The sequence below is a fragment of the Pseudomonas sp. yb_9 genome, from assembly GCF_043103635.1.
GTDB classification, from domain to species: domain Bacteria; phylum Pseudomonadota; class Gammaproteobacteria; order Pseudomonadales; family Pseudomonadaceae; genus Aquipseudomonas; species Aquipseudomonas monteilii.
Genome location: NZ_JBICKA010000028.1, coordinates 58906 through 76463, shown reverse-complemented (window position 1 = coordinate 76463; position 17558 = coordinate 58906). Strand labels below are relative to the sequence as shown.

The window sequence follows — 17558 nt, the reverse complement described above, 5'->3', positions numbered from 1 at the left end:
TTTTTACTCCAGAACCCCCGTATATCGGGGGTTTTGTGTTTTTGCATGTGTAAAAATATCATTGACATAAATAATAAGTTGAATACCATGTAAAAACGTATCTATTTGGAGGCGGTCATGGGGCTTTCGGTTAGGCATGTCATCTTTGATGGCGGCGAGCGCTATATGCTTCTCGTTGATGAAAGCGGGATGCCCCTTTACTTCCCAGCTTTGTACGCCGCCGTAGTCGTCCGAGGTGGCAGTAGGGCGGTAAATACCCTCAGAAATGCCTTGAGTGCGATAAAGGCGCTCTACGATTGGCAGCGCGACTGCAAAGTCGATATCGAGTCTTGTTTTGCTTGCGGTGTGCATCTCGAGGCTCATCAGATTCACGCGTTACGCGATTTCATGCAGCGCTCAATAGATGGCGATGCGAAGCCTGAAAGGAAGGTCACCTCAATCGCTGCGCGCAGGCACAAGTCAAAGGTGGTCTCGACCAAGGTGCAATATGCCCGCCTGACGGTCGTTGCGGATTACCTTGGTTTCCTCGCGGTCCAGCTTCAGCAACGCTCTGAAGAAGCTAAGAAACGTATTCAGGCTATGGTCAGCACGATCAGAGCCTGTCGCCCGAAAATTTCCAATAAGTCGCAAAAGGATCGGGATGAGATTCATCTCGATGTTGAATTGCTCGACAGGCTCGACAATGTGCTCAAGCCTGGCAGTGAGGGCAATCCGGTTAAAAGTTATGAGGTGCAGGTTCGCAATGCGTTAATGATCGCCATTTTGCGCGTAACAGGTATGCGGCGCGGTGAGTTGTTGAGCCTGAAAGTTGAGGACATCAACTTTGCTGCTAATAAGCTATCGATCGTGCGACGGCCGGATGCAAAAGGTGATCTGCGCGCATATCAGCCCGTCGTGAAGACGCGGGAACGCACCATTCCGGTAGATCCTTTGCTGGTTGAGCGCATTCACGACTACGTACTCAAATATCGGAGCAAAGTGCCTGGGGCGAAAAAGCACGGCTATCTATTCGTGACGCACAAAGCCGGCCCGTCTTGTGGTCGGCCGCTGTCGATTGCCGGATTCGCAAAGTTTATGTTCGAAATCAAGAGTGTAGGGCCCGAGTTTGATGGTGTGCATGCCCACGCGTTGCGCCACGCTTGGAATTATATGTTCTCTCAACAATTGGATGGAAAAGGCGTTTCGCCTGAGCGAGAGCAGCAAGTGCGCTCATACCTGATGGGCTGGAGTCCGACATCTGGAACGGCAGCGACATACAACAAGCGGCACATCAAAGAGGAAGCGGCTAAGGCGGTTCTCGGGTTGCAAGATCGCTATCTAAGCAGGGGAGGCAAGGCATGATTGCACTATCTGCGCTAGCAGTAGTTGATGAAGGGCTTGTTTCGCGGGAAGGCTATACGTTCAGGCTCAGCGATGATCGGTGGAGGCTTAGCAAGGACTCCACTTTCCCCGTTGCTGCAATCACTAGCCTGTTGAGTGCAGACCTGAATTTGTCATTTCGTCATGTGCTCGCGTTTTATGCCACAACAGCTTCGCCGGGGTATGCGCAAAGTTTTTTTTACCACTGCAAGGCTTATTTAAATGCGACCGCCGGCCAGGAGCCATTTAGCGTCGAATCGTTGATCTCGTACCGCTCCACGCTCGACAAAACATCCGAGTGGCAGTTGGCTGCAGTGCGCACTTTCATCAAGCAGTGGCATGCAATGGGGCACCCTGGCATTGCTGATGAGGTCATTCAGATACTGTGTAAGTGGCGCCTCAGTGCTGGTGAGCGAGGTTATGCCGTCCAGTCGATGTGCCCTGAATCTGGGCCGTTGACCGATATTGAAATGCAAGGCGTGGTCGAGGCCGTCATTACTGCTTTTGGTGAGGGGCGTCTGGCGCTAGGGGATACCGCACTTACACTCATTTTAGCATTGACTGGTCGGCGACGAGTGCAGGTCGCCGCGTTGAAGGTCAAGGACCTCATCAAGCAGACCAGCAAAGACGGCATAGACAGATTTTTTATCAACTTCCCGCGTGCAAAGCAGCATTTTCAGGGCTGGCGAAGTTCATTTAACAAGTTTCCGATCAGCGAAGACCTCTGGCTTGTTTTGCAACAGCAGGCGGCGGCTGTTCAGAGGAAATTCATAGGCATGATCGGCGCCGAAGTGGCCTCAAAGCTGGTTCCAGAATTGCCCTTATTTCCGAACCTTAGCGTGCTCGATCCCAATCTCAGCTTGGAAGAGCAGCTGAAGATGGATTATTTGCACATGCGAACTAGCAATACGGGCAACGTACTGTGTCGGGTTTCAGAAGCAATCAGCGTCATCAGCGAGCGCACCGGCCTGCCAATCAACCTTACGCCCTATCGCTTCCGATACACGTTGGGTACGAACTTGGCGCGTGAGGGCAAGCGTGAGTACGTGATTGCTGAGGCGCTAGACCACTCTGACACGCAGCATGTCGGCGTCTACGTCAAAAATATCCCCGATATTGTTAAGCACATCAACAAAGCAGTAGCCCTGCGGCTCGGACCTATCGCCCAGGCATTCCAGGGTGTGCTTATCGTGTCTGAGAGCGACGCGATACGTGGCAACGACCCCAGTAGTCGCATCACTAATGGGGCGAAAGGTGTTGGTACATGCGGCAGCTATGGGTTTTGCGGGGCGCTAGCCCCCATTGCCTGTTACACCTGCAATAACTTTCAGCCGTGGCTTGATGGCCCTCACGAGACCGTCCTTGACGGGCTAATCAAAGGGCGTGAAAGCGTCTTTGAGCAGACAGGCGATCTGAAGATTGCTTCCGTCAATGATCGTCTGATACTTGCCGTCAGCGATGTTGTAAATCGTTGTAAGGCAATGAGGGGGGAGGCAGGGTATGTCTAATATTCTGCTTTTTAAGCCTAAAGCAGAGCTTGATGCTAGGGCTAATCTGGAAGCGTTCATTGCCATGTGCCGTGACAAGCTGACAGTGTTCGGGGTCAATCTTGACTGGGAAAGCCATGCTTGGCCAAAAGTATGCAATTTTACTGTCGCTGGAGCGCCCTCGCGCGGGTACTCGCAAGAACAGTTGCTGAGCGCAGAGATCATCCCGTTCGCCAAGGCCTATATGCGTTACCAACAGGGCCACAACCCAACAAAGCTCAAAAATGAAATCAAGGCCATTCGGTGCATCGAAAAAGCCTTGTTACAGGTCAAAGGCAGGGCCGATATCACCTTGGTCGATGCCAATGTCATGGATATTGCTGTGGATGTTGCGCGCGAAACCCCAGCGACCGCTTATCAATCTGGAATTGCCCTTCGCAAGCTCGTTGAGTTCCTCAATGACAGCGGAATAATCCCGCGCCAAATTATCTGGAAAAATCCGATCTCGAAGCCTGCAGAGATCATCCGGACAGACTCGGAGGGCAAGGCTAAGCGCAATGCGAAGATGCCAGATGAGCAATGGTTGGACTGGATGGCTGAGATGTTCGCAAATGACCTTCAGGCGCCGCGAGACCGATTCACTACGTCGATATTCGCTCTGTTGATGTGTGCACCGTCGCGCATTACTGAGATTCAGGACTTACCTGTTAACTGCCTACACTTCGAAGATGATGACCAGAGCACCAAGTGCGTTGGTCTTCGGTTTTATGGCGGAAAGGGGTTTGGCTCTGACATCAAGTGGTCTTCTGAGGTCTTCAACGAGACTGCCATCGAGGCTGTTCGGCGGCTCACGGTGCTATCCGACGCGGGGCGAAAGCTAGCGCGTTGGTACGAAGAGAATCCTGACAAGTTTTATCGCCATGAAAACTGCCCCAATGTATCCGAAACGCAATCGTTGACCGATGAGCAGGCGTGCAGAGCGCTGGGTTTGTCTAACGAGAATTCGCGAACTGCCCTAAGGCAATATTTCAAGAAATATGAGCCTTATCAGATGCTTCAGGTCACGGGCGCGCCGTTGACCCTCGCGTTCCTAAATACCTATTGCCACAGCCAGTTACCCGAAGGCTGGCCATGGAAAAACAAGGGACGGCATATTAAGTACTCGGATGCGCTCTGCTGCTTCCGCTGGAACGAATTGCGTGGTGATATGAGCCCGAGTCCAGTGTTGTTGTGGGTGCCTTCCAAGAGTACGTTCACAACCGATTTGAATTATATCGATGGCCAAGAAAGAAGCATTTGGACGCGCAATGGCTATAAGAATGTGGACGGGTCTGAAATATCGATGACCTCTCACCAGGTTAGGCACTATTTGAACACCATCGGTCAGCAGAACGCCCTTGGTGAGCTATACATTGCCCGCTGGTCTGGTCGGGCAAATATCCACCAAAATGCCACGTACAACCACATGTCCACCGATGAGTACGTGGCTCTAGCTAAGGGTGTTGGTGTCGGCTCGGCGCTTGCAAAAATCAAGGCCAATATGCCGGTGAGCTTTGCCGATCTTGAAGCTGTGGGCGAGGGTATTGCTCATGTGACTGAGTACGGCTTTTGCGTCCACGACTTTTCGATGTTGCCCTGCCAGAAACATCGTGACTGTCTTAATTGCACGGAGCAGGTGTGCGTAAAAGGCGATGACAGGAAATTGCAGCGTTTGACGCAGCAGCGCGAGGGTATTCGGTTGCAACTCAAGAAAGCGCAGGACGCCAGCAGTTCTGGTGAGTTCGATATGGGCAGTGTTGACCGTTGGACAGCGCATCAGATCAAGACACTCGAGAGAGTTGAACAGCTGATTCAGATTCTTGAGTCGCCTGATACTGCAAATGGTGCAGTGATTCGTATGCGACATGATCAGGAGTTCAGTCCGCTAAAGCGTGTGCTCGCCGCTAAGACCGCAACACCTAAGCTGTCAGCCCCAGCTAAAGATATTGAGGAACCGGAAGTCGATGAACTGCGCGAGCTGCTGGGGGTTTAGATCATGGCCAAGCATCTAGTGGGAAAAGACATCGATATCATCATCAACCAGATCGACAGTGTGCGGGACAAGCTGACTTGGGATGGTTTATGTGATGCAGTTGCTCCGTTGATCGGTACGCGGCCTACTAGGCAGACACTGAATGCCCATGAGCGCGTCAAGACGGCATTCGCGCTCAAAAAAGAGCAGATCAAGTCCGGATTCCAAAGCTCAAAGAGACCAGCAAGCTTGGCTATTGCAGAGCAGCGTATCAGTCGTCTCGAAAGCGAAAATGATCGGCTAAAGCGTGAAAATCAGCTCCTGCTGCAACGGTTCGCTACCTGGCAGTACAACGCCTACAAGTACGGGATGACACCCGCAAAGCTTGATGCGCCGCTCCCCGCCATTGACCGCGATTCATCAGAGAAGAAGGGCTAGGCGGGCGGCCACCATGTGAGACCGCTGACGCAAATTATGCGGCCATCCAACCGCTACGAATGCCCAGCCTGGACACAGGATAGACGAGAGGACAAGGAAAGTTATTCGCCGACCCCGCGATTGCGTTATGGCTCCATTCGAGCTGTATCCTTAATTTGATTAATAAACATGTCGCCACCTTTAATTCGGCGACAACAGGACAATAGACTGTGCCCATCTGCACCTTGAGCACCTGCCGGCTGACAGCCTGACGCTGTTTGACCGTGGTTACCCTGGGCACTGGTTATTCGCGCTGTTCGCGCAGCAACAGCGGCACTTTCTGATGCGCCTGCCCTGTGGCTATAACGCCCAGGTCAAAGCGTTTCTACACTCTGGCCAAGTTGAAGACACACAGCTTTTCGTGGCCAACCATCCTGAAGCACGTCTGTTCTGCTCCGAGGCTGGCGTTGATCCTGCCAGCCAGATCGAGCTGAGACTGATCCGGGTCGAGTTGGCCAACGGCGAAAGCGAAGTATTGCTGACCTCGCTGCTGGATCGAGAAGCCTTTCCCGCTGAGGTGTTTGCCGAGCTTTACCACCGCCGCTGGGGCATCGAAACCGACTTCCGTCGCCTCAAACAAACCCTGACGCTGGACAACTTCAGCGGCCGCAGCGTGACCGCTGTAAAGCAGGACTTTCATGCCGCTCAACTGTTGAAGAACCTGGCGCTGTTGATGCAGCACCTGCTACAGCCGATCATCGAACAGCGCCACAAAGGTCGCAAGCTGCGATGGAAAGTCAACTTCACCCAAGGCGTGTCACGGCTCAAAAATACCCTGGTCGAGCTGCTGGTGCGGCACTGTGCTCAGGGGCTGAGCAATGTGCTGGCCTTGATGGCTAAAAGCCTCAGTGCCGTACGCTCAGGCCGTAGCTTTGCGCGCCAACGCAAACGCGCAGCCAGCCGAGGTTGTGAGGGCTACAAACCGACGCGCTGAAGAAACACCACCGCCCAACCTCCGTGCAAAAAAGCTGGCCACAAGCGGTCGGCATAGGCTCGTCCGGAGAACGAGAAATCTCGCCTAGACAGCCGGAACAGACGATGATCACATCACCGCCAGCCCAGCTAGACCGGCTGATTGAGCGGCAGAGGCCTGGTCATCGCCCGATGGCCATGGCGGCTGGCTGCTTCGGGGGGGTTGCCTTGGGCAGGGCTGCAGCTTAGGTTGATGACATTGGTCTGTGGCCTGCGCCCTAAATTTCAAACTTGATAACGCTAGTGCGGGCATCGAGTCTCTTGCTTAGGGAGGGGCGTGAGGAAAATAACCGACAGATGTCATCTTGACACTATATGTCAATGCTTAATATATTGACGCATGAATTATTAGATGACGCTATTTGCCTGTATTTTGACGCCTTTACTTTGGCTGCCACTCTTTAAACCCTATTTCAGTACCTTTATATGAGTTTATCGAACGATATCAGTGGTTTGTTCAAGTGGTTTGGCGGCCGTCCTGAGCATTATCAGGAAATTCCTCATAATGATTTGCAGTATGCAGATCAAGAGAGCTCGGCGCATGAATCTGCTGAGGCTGATGTCGCAGGAGGCGACGCCCAGGGGGTACATGCACAAAAGCCCGTTGACGATGCTGAGACGCACGTCCTCAAGATCAAGCGCAGCTCCACCATTGTGGCTCCTGTGGTCAGTAGTGATGCCTCCGTTTGGTCGTCGACCGGTCTTCAAGAGTTATTAACCGAGCGGGCGCGTAGGGAGGTGTCGCCCTCTGTTGAGGCGGAGGCCCCCTCTGCGCAGTCTTTGCTCGAGCGCGTCAAAGTGATTGCGGTCGTTTCGGCCAAAGGTGGTGTGGGTAAAACGACCCTATCTGCCAGCCTTGCTTCGGTCATGCAACGTGCCGGTCGGCCAGTGGTGGCCTTGGATCTGGATCCTCAGAATGCCTTGCAACATCATTTCAAGGCCCGTGTTGGAGTAGGTAGTTGCTCGGCTCTAGGTATCGCGCACGCTGAGCAGGATTGGCATGTCTGCGGTATGCCGAGTGACAGTGGTGTATTCGTATTGCCTTACGGCGATATCGACGAAGTGCGGCGGCTTGATTTTGAGCAGCAGCTGAGCATCACACCCGACTGGCTTGCCCAGCGCTTGGCCGCGATGGATCTGGAAGAAGGGGCTGTCGTTTTTATCGATACGCCACCTGGCCCCTCTATTTACCTGCGTCAGGCTTTATCCGTGGCGAATGAGGCGGTGGTCGTCAGTCTTGCCGATGCAGCGTCCTATACAGCGCTGCCCAGGATCGAGGGGCTGATACAGGCTTACACTGCTGGGCGTAAGAGCTTTATGGGGACAACCTACCTCATTAATCAGGTGGATGAGGCTCGGAAATTGAGTCGTGATATCACGTGCATTCTTCAGGAGTTGCTAGGCAAGAAAGTTTTGGGTCTGGTGCATCACGACCCGTCCATTGGTGATGCATTGGCCTACAACCGCAATATTTTGGAGTATGACCCGCAAAGCGTGGCGAGTGGCGATATTCTGGATTGCTCAGGTGCTCTGGTCGCACGTATCGCAGCCGCTACTGCGGTGTGTGCAGCAATATGAGTCGCGATGAAGGTCGCACGCTGCCCGCGTCGGTGGGCAGTCTACTCAGCTCTACCTGGTGTTCAGCGCTACTCGGCTTGCTGGCGGCCGCTCTGCTGGTCGTGGTGATTGCTGCGCCCCTTGATCTAGAAGCGCAGATGACGTTTTGCGTCATATGTCTGGGGGTTGCACTTTTGCTGCGGCGTAAAGCTGGGCGACTTGCGATTCTGGCGATGATCGTCATGTCGGTGATTGCTTCGTTGCGCTATATGTATTGGCGCCTGACCTCGTCATTAGGCTTCGAAGATCCGTTGGATATAGCGTTCGGTTACGGTCTGGTCGCTGCCGAACTGTATGCGCTCCTTGTGCTTCTGCTTGGATATGTGCAGACGGCCTGGCCTCTGCAGCGCAGACCCTACCCTCTGCCAGCTGACAGTCGTCAGTGGCCCAGCGTCGATCTCTACATTCCTACCTATAACGAACCGCTGGACATCATTCGCCTGACCGTTCTGGCCGCACAGGCAATCGACTGGCCCCGAGACAAGCTCAACATCTACGTGCTCGATGACGGGCGTCGTGACGAGTTTCGTCGGTTCTGCAAACAGGCAGGGGTTGGCTACATCACGCGCACGGATAATAGTCACGCCAAGGCCGGCAACCTCAATAACGCACTGCGCCAGACTAGCGGCGAGTACATCGCCATTTTCGATGCGGACCACGTGCCGACACGTTCTTTCCTGCAGGTGGGGATGGGCTGGTTCCTCAAGGATCCACAGCTGGCAATGCTGCAGACTCCGCACTTCTTCTTTTCCCCGGACCCATTCGAGAAAAACCTAAATACCTTTCGCACCGTTCCGAACGAGGGTGAGCTGTTCTACGGGCTGGTGCAGGACGGTAACGATCTATGGAATGCGACCTTCTTCTGCGGCTCTTGCGCCATCATTCGTCGTGCGCCGCTCGAGGAAATCGGGGGTATCGCCGTGGAAACCGTAACCGAGGATGCACATACTGCACTTAAGCTCAATCGGCTCGGTTACAACACGGCCTACCTTGCTCTGCCGCAGGCCGCAGGGCTCGCGACTGAAAGTCTTTCCGGACATATTGGGCAGCGTATCCGTTGGGCGCGTGGAATGGCTCAGATTTTCCGGACCGACAACCCTCTGTTGGGCAAGGGGCTATCGTTCGGGCAACGGCTCTGCTACCTGAACGCCATGCTGCATTTCTTCTATGGCTTGCCACGCCTGGTGTTTTTGACCGCGCCTCTGGCCTATCTGATGTTCGATGCGCAGATATTCCAGGCACCCGCGTTGCTGATCCTCGCGTACGCCTTGCCACATATCCTGATTGCCAGCGTGACCAACTCGACCATCCAGGGGCGCTTCCGACACTCTTTCTGGAATGAGGTCTACGAGACCGTTCTTGCCTGGTACATCATGCGGCCTGTGCTACTGGCCATGGTCAACCCCAGGCTGGGTAAGTTCAACGTCACGGCCAAGGGTGGGATGATCGATAAGGGATACTTCGACTGGAAGATGGCCCGCCCCTACATCATCGTGCTCTTGCTCAATCTGCTCGGTGCTTTGGTGGGTGTGCTCAAGCTTTTATTCGACGGCGACGCCAGTACGACGACTCTACTGATCAACATGGCCTGGACGATTTACAACATCGTGATCAGCTCTGCCGCGGTGGCTGTGGCCAGTGAAACTCGACAGATACGCGCTGAACCAAGGGTGTTTGCCAAGCTGCCGGTCGAGCTATATCTGCCCGATGGCACCTGCATGGCGTGTGAAACCAATGACTTCTCCCAGCGCGGAATGGGTATCAACCTGCCGGCAGGGATGGAAATTACCCATGGTCAGCAGCTAGAGGTCTCGCTCAGTCGTGGTAATGAGACGTGTCAGCTGCCGGCCAAAGTGGTGTTTAGCAAAGGCACTACTGTCGGCTTGAGCTTCATCGACCTCAATCTGCGGCAGCAATTCGAGCTGACGCGTATGACTTTCTCCCGCGCCGATACCTGGGCTTCGACTTGGGGGCAGGGGGTTGTCGACACACCACTTACTGCATTGGCGGAAGTCAGTGTGATCGGCTGGCGCGGCATTCGACAACTCACGCGCGCAACGCTTGATGAAATGAGCCGTCGGCCTCGTTCCGCATCCGATCTGGCAATTACAAATCCGAGGAATTCATGATCGCTCTGCACTCTGGCTTACCTAAAGCTCGGACTCTTTTCGCCCTTTCATCCTTGCTGGCGCTCCTGGTTTTTTCTTCGGCCTGGGCCGATGGCGAAGAACTCACGGATGAAGTTGTTGAGGGCGATACGCAAGTCTCCTTCGAGCCAACTTACAGCGCGACGCTGAAACAGTTGGGCGCTAACTACGTGATGAACCTGCGGGGTATCGAGGGCAGTGATAGCGTAAGTTTCGATGTGCGCGCTGATCAGGTGGTAACGGACGCGCGCCTACAATTGGAGTACAGCTACTCGCCAGCGCTTATTCCGGAACTCTCTCAGCTCAATGTGCTAGTCAACGATCAGGTTGCGGCCAGTCTTGCTCTGCCGAAGGAAACAGCGGGTAGCATGCAACAGCAATCCGTGCAGATCCCGGCGCATCTGGTCACCGAGTTCAATCGCTTGACCCTGCAGTTGATCGGCCACTACACCATGCAGTGCGAAGACCCTTTGCACTCCAGTCTGTGGGCCAAGGTCAGCAACAATAGCCAGTTGGATCTCCAGACCATACCGCTGGCACTGGCTAACGATTTGTCGCTGTTGCCCTTGCCCTTCTTCGATGCACGGGACTCGCGTTTGCTTGAGCTGCCCTTCGTCTTGGCAGGGGCGCCGGACAACCGTACGCTTGAGGCTGCTGGCGTGGTAGCGTCCTGGTTCGGTGCTCTGGCCAGCTATCGTGGTGCGCGTTTTCCGGTCAGTACCGAGCAGCTCCCGGCGCAGGGCAATGCGATCGTGATGCTGGTTGGTGAAAGCAAGGTAGCTGGCTTCGACACGGGGCTCGTCGATGGGCCAACACTGAGCGTACACACTAATCCCAATGACCCCTATGGCAAACTTCTGGTCATTGCCGGGCGTGACGGCGAACAATTGAAGCAGGCCGCTCTTGCGCTGGTCAGTGGTAGCCGAGTGCTGACCGGGGAAGCCGCTGAGATCTCCGAGCTGACCGTCCTGCAATCGCGCAAACCTTACGATGCGCCGAACTGGTTACCCAGTGATCGCCCTGTGCGGTTGGCTGAGTTGATCGATCCCAAGGGGCTGAGCGTATCGGGTTATGACCCGGGTACCATCAGCTTGCCAATGCGATTGCCACCGGACCTGTTCAATTGGCGCGAAAGCGGTGTACCGATGCATGTGAAGTATCGCTTCACACCGCAGCCGCAATCGACCAACTCTTCATTGCTGATCAGCGTCAGCGGTAAGTTCATCAAGTCCTTGCCGCTGCCCTCGCAGGAGCGTTTGCAGGACGAGCAGGGTCTGATGGCCAAGCTGCAACAGGACGATACCCTGCTGCGCGAGGCGCACCTGCGCATTCCGCTCGATAGCCTGCCGCTGCAGTCCGCTCTGCAGTTGCGCTTCATGTACGATTACATCAAACAGGGCGAATGCCGCGACATCATCATCGACAACATGCGCGGTACTATTGAACCTGACTCAACCATCGATCTCAGTGGCTACAAGCATTTCATTGCGATGCCTAACCTGGGTGTTTTCCAGGACAGTGGCTTCCCATTTACGCGGATGGCCGACTTGTCAGAGACGGCTGTAGTCATGCCGAGCAGTGCCGGTGTTGCTGATATCTCCGCGATGCTTGATGTACTTGGTCGGTTCGGTAACTCAACCGGTTTGCCGGCTACCGGGCTCAGTGTGGTGCAGGCTGATGACGACACTGTGCTGCGGGATAGAGATCTTCTGGTGATTGGCTCTGGCTCGAATCAGCCGCTGCTGCAGCGTTGGGCGCAATACCTTCCGGCTGCACTGGACGGGCAATCGCGCTTCGAGTTTTCCGATCTGGTGCATCAGTTACGCGATTGGGTGGTCAGCGATCAGCGCGCCAACCTACGCCGTGCCCGTAGCAGCGTTACTCTTGGTCGTGGAGCAGTGAGCAACTACCTGGCTGGCTTCGAGTCGCCACTGACCAGTGGCCGCAGCGTGGTGGTTATCGTGGCTAGCGCCCCCGAGGGTCTGAGCGACATTACAGCAGCGCTGCGTGGTGGCGAGAACTACGAGCGGTCGATTCAGGGCAGCCTTGCCGTGGTCAATGGTAGGCGTATCAATTCGCTGGTCGCTGACGAGCAGTACTTCATTGGTGAGTTGGGCTGGTTCCGTTATTTGCAGTGGCTGCTGTCACGGCACCTAGGGCTGATGCTGGTGCTGACAGCCCTTGGCGTTGGTTTGGCCACCGTGTTGCTGTTCCTCAGCCTTCGTGCTCGTGCGCGGCAACGTTTGAGCGTATGAGGGCGGTGAAGATGCGTAGGTTAACGAGTTGGTGCTGGCCGATCTGTCTAGTACTTGTTATAGCCGGCCAGACGCAGGCTGCGGAGCGTAATTGTGGTGTCACAGACTGGTGGCTATGGCCACTTTTCGCCGAGCATTTCATCTTGGAGGACGGCCGTGTCCTTGATGCGAGTACGCCTCAGCAGCACAGCTCTTCTGAGGGGCAGTCCTATGCGATGTTCTTCGCCCTGATAGCGAACGATAGAGACACTTTTCAGCGCCTGTGGAGCTGGTCGGTGATGAACCTAGCTAGTGGCGACATTGAGAAGAATCTTCCGGCTTGGTACTGGGGACGCAGGGATGATGGCAGTTGGGGCGTGCTTGATGCGAACTCGGCTGCCGACGCCGATATGTGGTTCGTCTACTCCTTGCTGGAGGCTGGCAACCGCTGGCAGAAACAGAGTTACATCGATGATGCCAAGCACTTATTGCGCAACATCGAACAGCGCGAGTTCGCCGAGCTTCCGGCGCTGGGGCGCATGTTGCTGCCTGGCTACCAGGGGTTTGTTTTGCCCGACCGACTCTGGGTGCTTAATCCCAGTTACCTGCCGCTGCCGCTACTACGTCGCTTGGAAAAGATATCGCCCCAAGGCGGGTGGGAACAGGTGAGTGGGGCCATGCCGAGGCTGATAGGGGAGTCGAGCCCCAAAGGGTTCGCTCCAGACTGGGTGGGTTACCGTGCTGTTGCACCCAATAGAGGTGTATTTGTGGAGTCAATGCTCAAGGGCGGAACCGGCAGTTATGATGCCATCCGCACATACCTTTGGGCGGGGCTCGTATCGCGCGAAGATCCACTGGCAGCATCCGTGCTGAAAGCGTTGCCGGGCATGGCGAAAGCGGTTGCCGTAAACGGTCTACCGCCCGAGAAAGTCGACATCGCTCAGGGCACCACTCTTGGAGTGGGCTCCTTCGGCTTCTCTGCCGCGCTAGTGCCTTATTTGCAGGCGATGAATCAGCCATGGCTTGCTGATTTGCAGCAGCGGCGCGTGATCGACGAGCTCAAGCTCAGTGTCTCCCCGCAGCGCCTGGAGACCGGTCAGCCCCCTTATTATGACTTCGTCCTAAGTTTGTTTGCTCTGGGTTGGCTCGAGCAGCAATATAGTTTTCGCCCCGATGGCGGCATTGATCTCAAGTGGGAGGCGACATGTCCTCGCGGCGCCACATCTTCACATTAAGTGCGTTGTCGCTGTTGCTGCAAGGTGTGCTTTGGACGCAGCCGGTAGCTGCTGCGGAGGCTTTTCAGGCACTGCTCAAACAGGCCCAGTACTGGCAGAAGCAGGGCAATGTCGAGCGTGCCCGTGAGGCCTGGGGACGCTTGCTGGCGCAGCAGCCGCAGAATATCCAGGCGCTCTATTGGCTAGGACGGTTGGAAGCCGGTGAGCAGGACTTCGATAGGGCGCGCGGTTATTTGCAGCAACTCAAGCAGTTGCCTGCGGCCAAGATCGCGGCCCTGCAGTTGGAGCAGGATATATACCTCCTAGACCATGGGCGTCAGCAGCAGCTAGAACAGGCGCGTATTTTAGCTGAGTCCGGCGAATTGGACGATGCTGTGAAGGCCTATCGACGCCTACTGGGTGACCGTCAGCCACAAGGTGAGTTTGGGTTCGAATACTATGGCTATCTGGGCTATGCCAAGGGCGGTTGGCTAGAAGCACGGCAAGGCCTTGAACGATTGCATCAGGAGCAGCCGGAGCGCGCGGACTGGTCGCTGGCCCTGGCCAAGCTACTGACCCGTAATGAGTCAACCCGCCTGGACGGGCTACGCCGGCTGGCCGATCTTTCCGATCATCAGCAGGTCGGTAGCGAGGCTCTGGAGACCTGGCGCGAGGTGTTGGGCTGGCTGGGGGCGCCCCGTCAAGAGGCGCTTCCTCTATTTCGTCGCTACTTGCAGAAGGTACCTGGCGATGAGGGTATCCGTCGGCAGATGAGCAGCGCCCGCTCGGCCCCAGTCACGACCAGTACATTGCTGACGCCGGCGTTCAATGCGCTGGAAAGTGGTGATTTGAGCAGGGCCGAGCGCCTGTTCGACGAGCGACTTAAGCGTTATCCGAATGATGCCGATGCCTTGGGCGGCTTGGGTGTCATTCGTCAGAAGCAGGAGCGTCTTGAGGATGCGGAGGTGCTGCTCACCAAGGCCGTGCAGCAAAGAGGTGGGAACTCCTGGCGCAGTGCGCTGGATGACGTGCGTTACTGGGCTCTGCTGCAGCGTGCCCGTGACAGCCTGGCGCGCGAGCGCGTCGCTGATGCGCGTCAGCAGCTAGAACAGGCGCGGCGCCTTAAACCCAAGGATGTCGAGGCGATGCTTGTGCTCGCCGACCTTCAGGTCCAAGAAGGCCAGGCCGCGCCGGCCGAGGTAGGCTATCGTCAGGTGCTGGCGCAACGCCCTCGCGAGGCGCGCGCCCTGCGTGGTCTGGCTCATGCATTGGCACAGCAGGGTAAACCGGACGAGGCTCTGCGCCTAATAGACAGCTTGCCAGCTGCCGAGCGTGAGGCGTTCGGCGGGCTCGGTCGGTTACGTGCTGCGCAGGCGCTGCAGCGCGCACGGTTGGCCGAGGCGCGTGGAGATACGCAAACCATGCGTCAGGCGCTTGAGTCCGCCCTGCGTGATGATCCGAACAATGCCTGGGCAAGATTCTCCCTTGCGCGCCTGTATGTTGATATGGGCGCCGTGGCCGAGGCGCGTAGCTTGATGGATGGCTTGCTCGCCACGCAGCCCAATGATCGCGACGCGCTGTACAGCAACGCCTTGCTGTCGATCCAGTTGGGTGAGTGGGAGAAGGCCCAGCAGGCTCTGGCGCGCATTCCTCAAAACAAGCGTGATGCCGATGTGAATCGACTGGTCGCCGAGGTCGATTTCAACCTGCAACTCAAGCGCATCGCCGATCTCAGCCGCAGTGGACAGAAAGCCGAGGCGCGCGTATTCCTCAGTCGACTCGAAGAGTCTGCAGAGGGTAAAGCCTCGCGTTTGTCACCATTGGCCTCGGCTTATGCCGACGCAGGTGACCCGCAGCGCGCCATAGCCATCATGCGTGGTCTGCTTGCCAGCAGCCCGCGTGAGGATCTCTCACTGACCCTCAGCTATGCCGGGGTTCTCCTGCAGGCCGAGCAGGATGTGGAGGTTGCCGCGATCCTGCGCGATCTTAAGGGGCGCAGCATGAGTGTCGATGAGCGTCGTCAGTACGACGACCTGCTGTTCCTCTACCGTGTGCGGCAGGCTGAGCAATTGCGCGAACGAGGTCAGTTGGCTGCGGCTTATGAAGCCCTGGCTCCGGCTCTGGCGCAGCGGCCGCAAGATCGTCTGGCAGTTTCGGCGTTGTCACGCATGTACGAAGCCAATGGCGATACGGCTAAAGCCCTGGCGCTGCTCAAGCCGCTGATGCAGCGGCACCCTCAAGACGCCAGTCTGCAGGTTGCTGTGGCCGGCCTGGCAGCCCGTCGCAATGACAAGGCGTTGGCCGAGTCCTCGCTGGAAAAAGCGCTGGAACTGGCACCCCAGGATGGGCAAATTCTTACGTCGGCAGCCGAGGTTTACCGCTCGCTGGGGCGTTCGGGGACGGCAGCCGAACTATTGCGCAAAGTGGTCGCCCAGGAGAAACGTCAGCAATCGCCAAGTTTCGCCGCCGCCGCACCTACGGTTGGCAGCAACCCCTTTGCTGGTGTCGGTTCTGGGGTTACCAGCGATGTCGGTATTCCTGCACCTGTGCAGGCCATGTCCGAGACAGCCGACCCACTGTCATCGTATGCGCAAATAGGTAGCGGGCTGCCGCCTGCTCCGTACCCACAGTCTGGTGCGTCTGTCGGCAATCCTTTCGCTGTGGATGCACAGGGGGTCACGCGCGATCGCCTGGCTGGTATGAGTGAAGCCGCCCGTTCGCTGGATCAGATCACCCAGGAGCGCAGTGCATTCCTGGCGCAAGGGCTGTCAGTGCGTAGCAACGACAGTGAGTCTGGGCTTAGCAAGATCACTGAAGTGCAAGCACCATTCGAGGTGAACCTGCCGGTGGGGGACAGTCGTCTGGCTGTGCGGGTCACGCCCGTCAATCTCAATGCCGGTGGCGTCAGCAATGAGGCCAAGGTGCGATTCGGCTCTGGTCTCAGCTTCGCATCGACTGAATATGGGAATGCTGTCGCTACTGCGGCGATCGAGTTCGACAATTTTCTCGCCGAAAACCCTGATGCGACTGATAGTGAGCTCGAGGAGGCAGTCGCCAGGGCGAACACCAGAAGGGAGGAGGCTGGTGCCAGGGCCGATGCACTGTTAGCCGGGGCTGTGGGCCGCCAGAGTGACACCGGCGTTGGCTTGGCCGTGGCGTGGGAAAACGAACCCAGTGGCGTGAAGGCCGATATCGGCGTCAGCCCGATGGGCTTTCTCTACAGCACCATCATCGGTGGCGTTGGGGTCGAGAGGCCGCTGGGTGACAGTGAGCATGCCCGTTACAGCGTGGAACTGTCACGACGTGCAGTAACCGACAGTCTTGTGTCCTTCGCCGGTGCCCGTGACGCGCGCACCGATGTCGAATGGGGCGGGGTCACCGCCAATGGTGGCCGCGCGCAGCTCAGCTATGACGATGGCGACGTGGGGGTTTACGGTTATGGCGCGCTGCATGCGCTTACCGGCAACAACGTCAAGGCCAATACCCGCGCGGAGCTGGGTTCGGGTATCTACTGGTATCTGCTCAACGACGATAGTCGCATGCTGACGGCGGGGCTGAGCCTCACCGGCATCGCCTACGACAACAATCAGAACAACTTCACCTATGGCAACGGCGGCTATTTCAGTCCGCAGAACTTCTTCTCGCTGGCGGTGCCGCTGAGCTGGGCGCAGCGCACCGAGCGCTGGACCTATGCCTTGCGCGGCTCGGTTGGGATTCAGCATATCAAGACGGATTCGGCGCCATATTTCCCGAACGACAAGGACATGCAGCGGAACCTGGAGCAGGTGGCGGCCCTAGGAGTGGATGTTCCTACGCGGTTCGACGGCTCCAGCAGCACCGGTATCGGCTACAGCCTCTACGGTGTTGCCGAGTACCGACTGGGGCGCAATTTCTCTCTGGGGGGAGAGTTGGGCATCGACAACGCCCAAGACTACCGCCAATGGAACGGCGGTATATACCTGCGTTACATGTTTGAGGATCAATACCGACCACTGTCGCTGCCGGTCAGCCCTCATCAATCTCCATATTAAACTTTTAAG

At 56.5% G+C, this 17558-nt stretch carries 9 protein-coding genes and 1 pseudogene; all 10 read left to right on the top strand.

Annotation, left to right across the window (positions count from 1 at the left end; all coding sequences use genetic code 11):
- Nucleotides 1-117: 117 nt before the first annotated feature.
- The 10 genes and pseudogenes from ACF8MI_RS07410 to ACF8MI_RS07365 all read left to right on the top strand — a co-directional run bounded on the left by ACF8MI_RS07410 (nucleotide 118) and on the right by ACF8MI_RS07365 (nucleotide 17549).
- Entirely contained in the window at nucleotides 118-1341 is a 1224-nt protein-coding gene (locus tag ACF8MI_RS07410; protein WP_200929022.1) for a site-specific integrase, read from the top strand.
- Nucleotides 1338-2867, top strand: a complete 1530-nt coding sequence (locus ACF8MI_RS07405) for a site-specific integrase (RefSeq protein ID WP_200929023.1) — start codon at nucleotides 1338-1340, stop codon at nucleotides 2865-2867. The genes ACF8MI_RS07410 and ACF8MI_RS07405 overlap by 4 nt, the downstream gene beginning before the upstream one ends.
- The gene (locus tag ACF8MI_RS07400; protein ID WP_200929024.1) at nucleotides 2860-4878 is read left to right on the top strand and encodes an integrase; all 2019 of its coding nucleotides are present in this window, start codon (nucleotides 2860-2862) and stop codon (nucleotides 4876-4878) included. Before ACF8MI_RS07405 ends, ACF8MI_RS07400 begins: the two co-directional genes overlap by 8 nt.
- 3 nt (nucleotides 4879-4881) lie before the next feature.
- Entirely contained in the window at nucleotides 4882-5295 is a 414-nt protein-coding gene (locus ACF8MI_RS07395; RefSeq protein WP_200929025.1) for a hypothetical protein, read from the top strand.
- A 205-nt stretch (nucleotides 5296-5500) separates the two neighbouring features.
- Nucleotides 5501-6268 (top strand): annotated as a pseudogene (locus ACF8MI_RS07390) (IS4-like element ISPa1635 family transposase); the annotation flags it as partial.
- A gap of 464 nt (nucleotides 6269-6732) precedes the next feature.
- A complete protein-coding gene (gene bcsQ, locus ACF8MI_RS07385; protein ID WP_200929026.1) occupies nucleotides 6733-7884 on the top strand; it encodes a cellulose biosynthesis protein BcsQ in 1152 nt (383 codons plus the stop codon).
- Nucleotides 7881-10052 carry a UDP-forming cellulose synthase catalytic subunit gene (gene bcsA / locus ACF8MI_RS07380; RefSeq protein ID WP_200929027.1) on the top strand — a complete coding sequence of 724 codons (2172 nt, stop codon included), beginning with the start codon at nucleotides 7881-7883 and terminating at the stop codon, nucleotides 10050-10052. The genes bcsQ and bcsA overlap by 4 nt, the downstream gene beginning before the upstream one ends.
- The gene (bcsB, locus tag ACF8MI_RS07375) at nucleotides 10049-12325 is read left to right on the top strand and encodes a cellulose biosynthesis cyclic di-GMP-binding regulatory protein BcsB (RefSeq protein WP_200929028.1); all 2277 of its coding nucleotides are present in this window, start codon (nucleotides 10049-10051) and stop codon (nucleotides 12323-12325) included. Before bcsA ends, bcsB begins: the two co-directional genes overlap by 4 nt.
- A complete protein-coding gene (gene bcsZ / locus ACF8MI_RS07370; RefSeq protein WP_366516186.1) occupies nucleotides 12322-13539 on the top strand; it encodes a cellulose synthase complex periplasmic endoglucanase BcsZ in 1218 nt (405 codons plus the stop codon). The genes bcsB and bcsZ overlap by 4 nt, the downstream gene beginning before the upstream one ends.
- A gap of 5 nt (nucleotides 13540-13544) precedes the next feature.
- On the top strand, nucleotides 13545-17549 hold the full coding sequence (locus tag ACF8MI_RS07365; RefSeq protein WP_392517440.1) for a cellulose synthase subunit BcsC-related outer membrane protein: 4005 nt from the start codon (nucleotides 13545-13547) through the stop codon (nucleotides 17547-17549).
- Nucleotides 17550-17558: the final 9 nt, after the last annotated feature.

Bases quoted from the DNA above. Each gene is read 5' to 3' on its own strand.
- ACF8MI_RS07410 (WP_200929022.1), top strand. From the start codon at position 118: ATGGGGCTTTCGGTTAGGCATGTCATCTTTGATGGCGGCGAGCGCTAT.
- ACF8MI_RS07405 (WP_200929023.1), top strand. From the start codon at position 1,338: ATGATTGCACTATCTGCGCTAGCAGTAGTTGATGAAGGGCTTGTTTCG.
- ACF8MI_RS07400 (WP_200929024.1), top strand. From the start codon at position 2,860: ATGTCTAATATTCTGCTTTTTAAGCCTAAAGCAGAGCTTGATGCTAGG.
- ACF8MI_RS07395 (WP_200929025.1), top strand. From the start codon at position 4,882: ATGGCCAAGCATCTAGTGGGAAAAGACATCGATATCATCATCAACCAG.
- bcsQ (WP_200929026.1), top strand. From the start codon at position 6,733: ATGAGTTTATCGAACGATATCAGTGGTTTGTTCAAGTGGTTTGGCGGC.
- bcsA (WP_200929027.1), top strand. From the start codon at position 7,881: ATGAGTCGCGATGAAGGTCGCACGCTGCCCGCGTCGGTGGGCAGTCTA.
- bcsB (WP_200929028.1), top strand. From the start codon at position 10,049: ATGATCGCTCTGCACTCTGGCTTACCTAAAGCTCGGACTCTTTTCGCC.
- bcsZ (WP_366516186.1), top strand. From the start codon at position 12,322: ATGAGGGCGGTGAAGATGCGTAGGTTAACGAGTTGGTGCTGGCCGATC.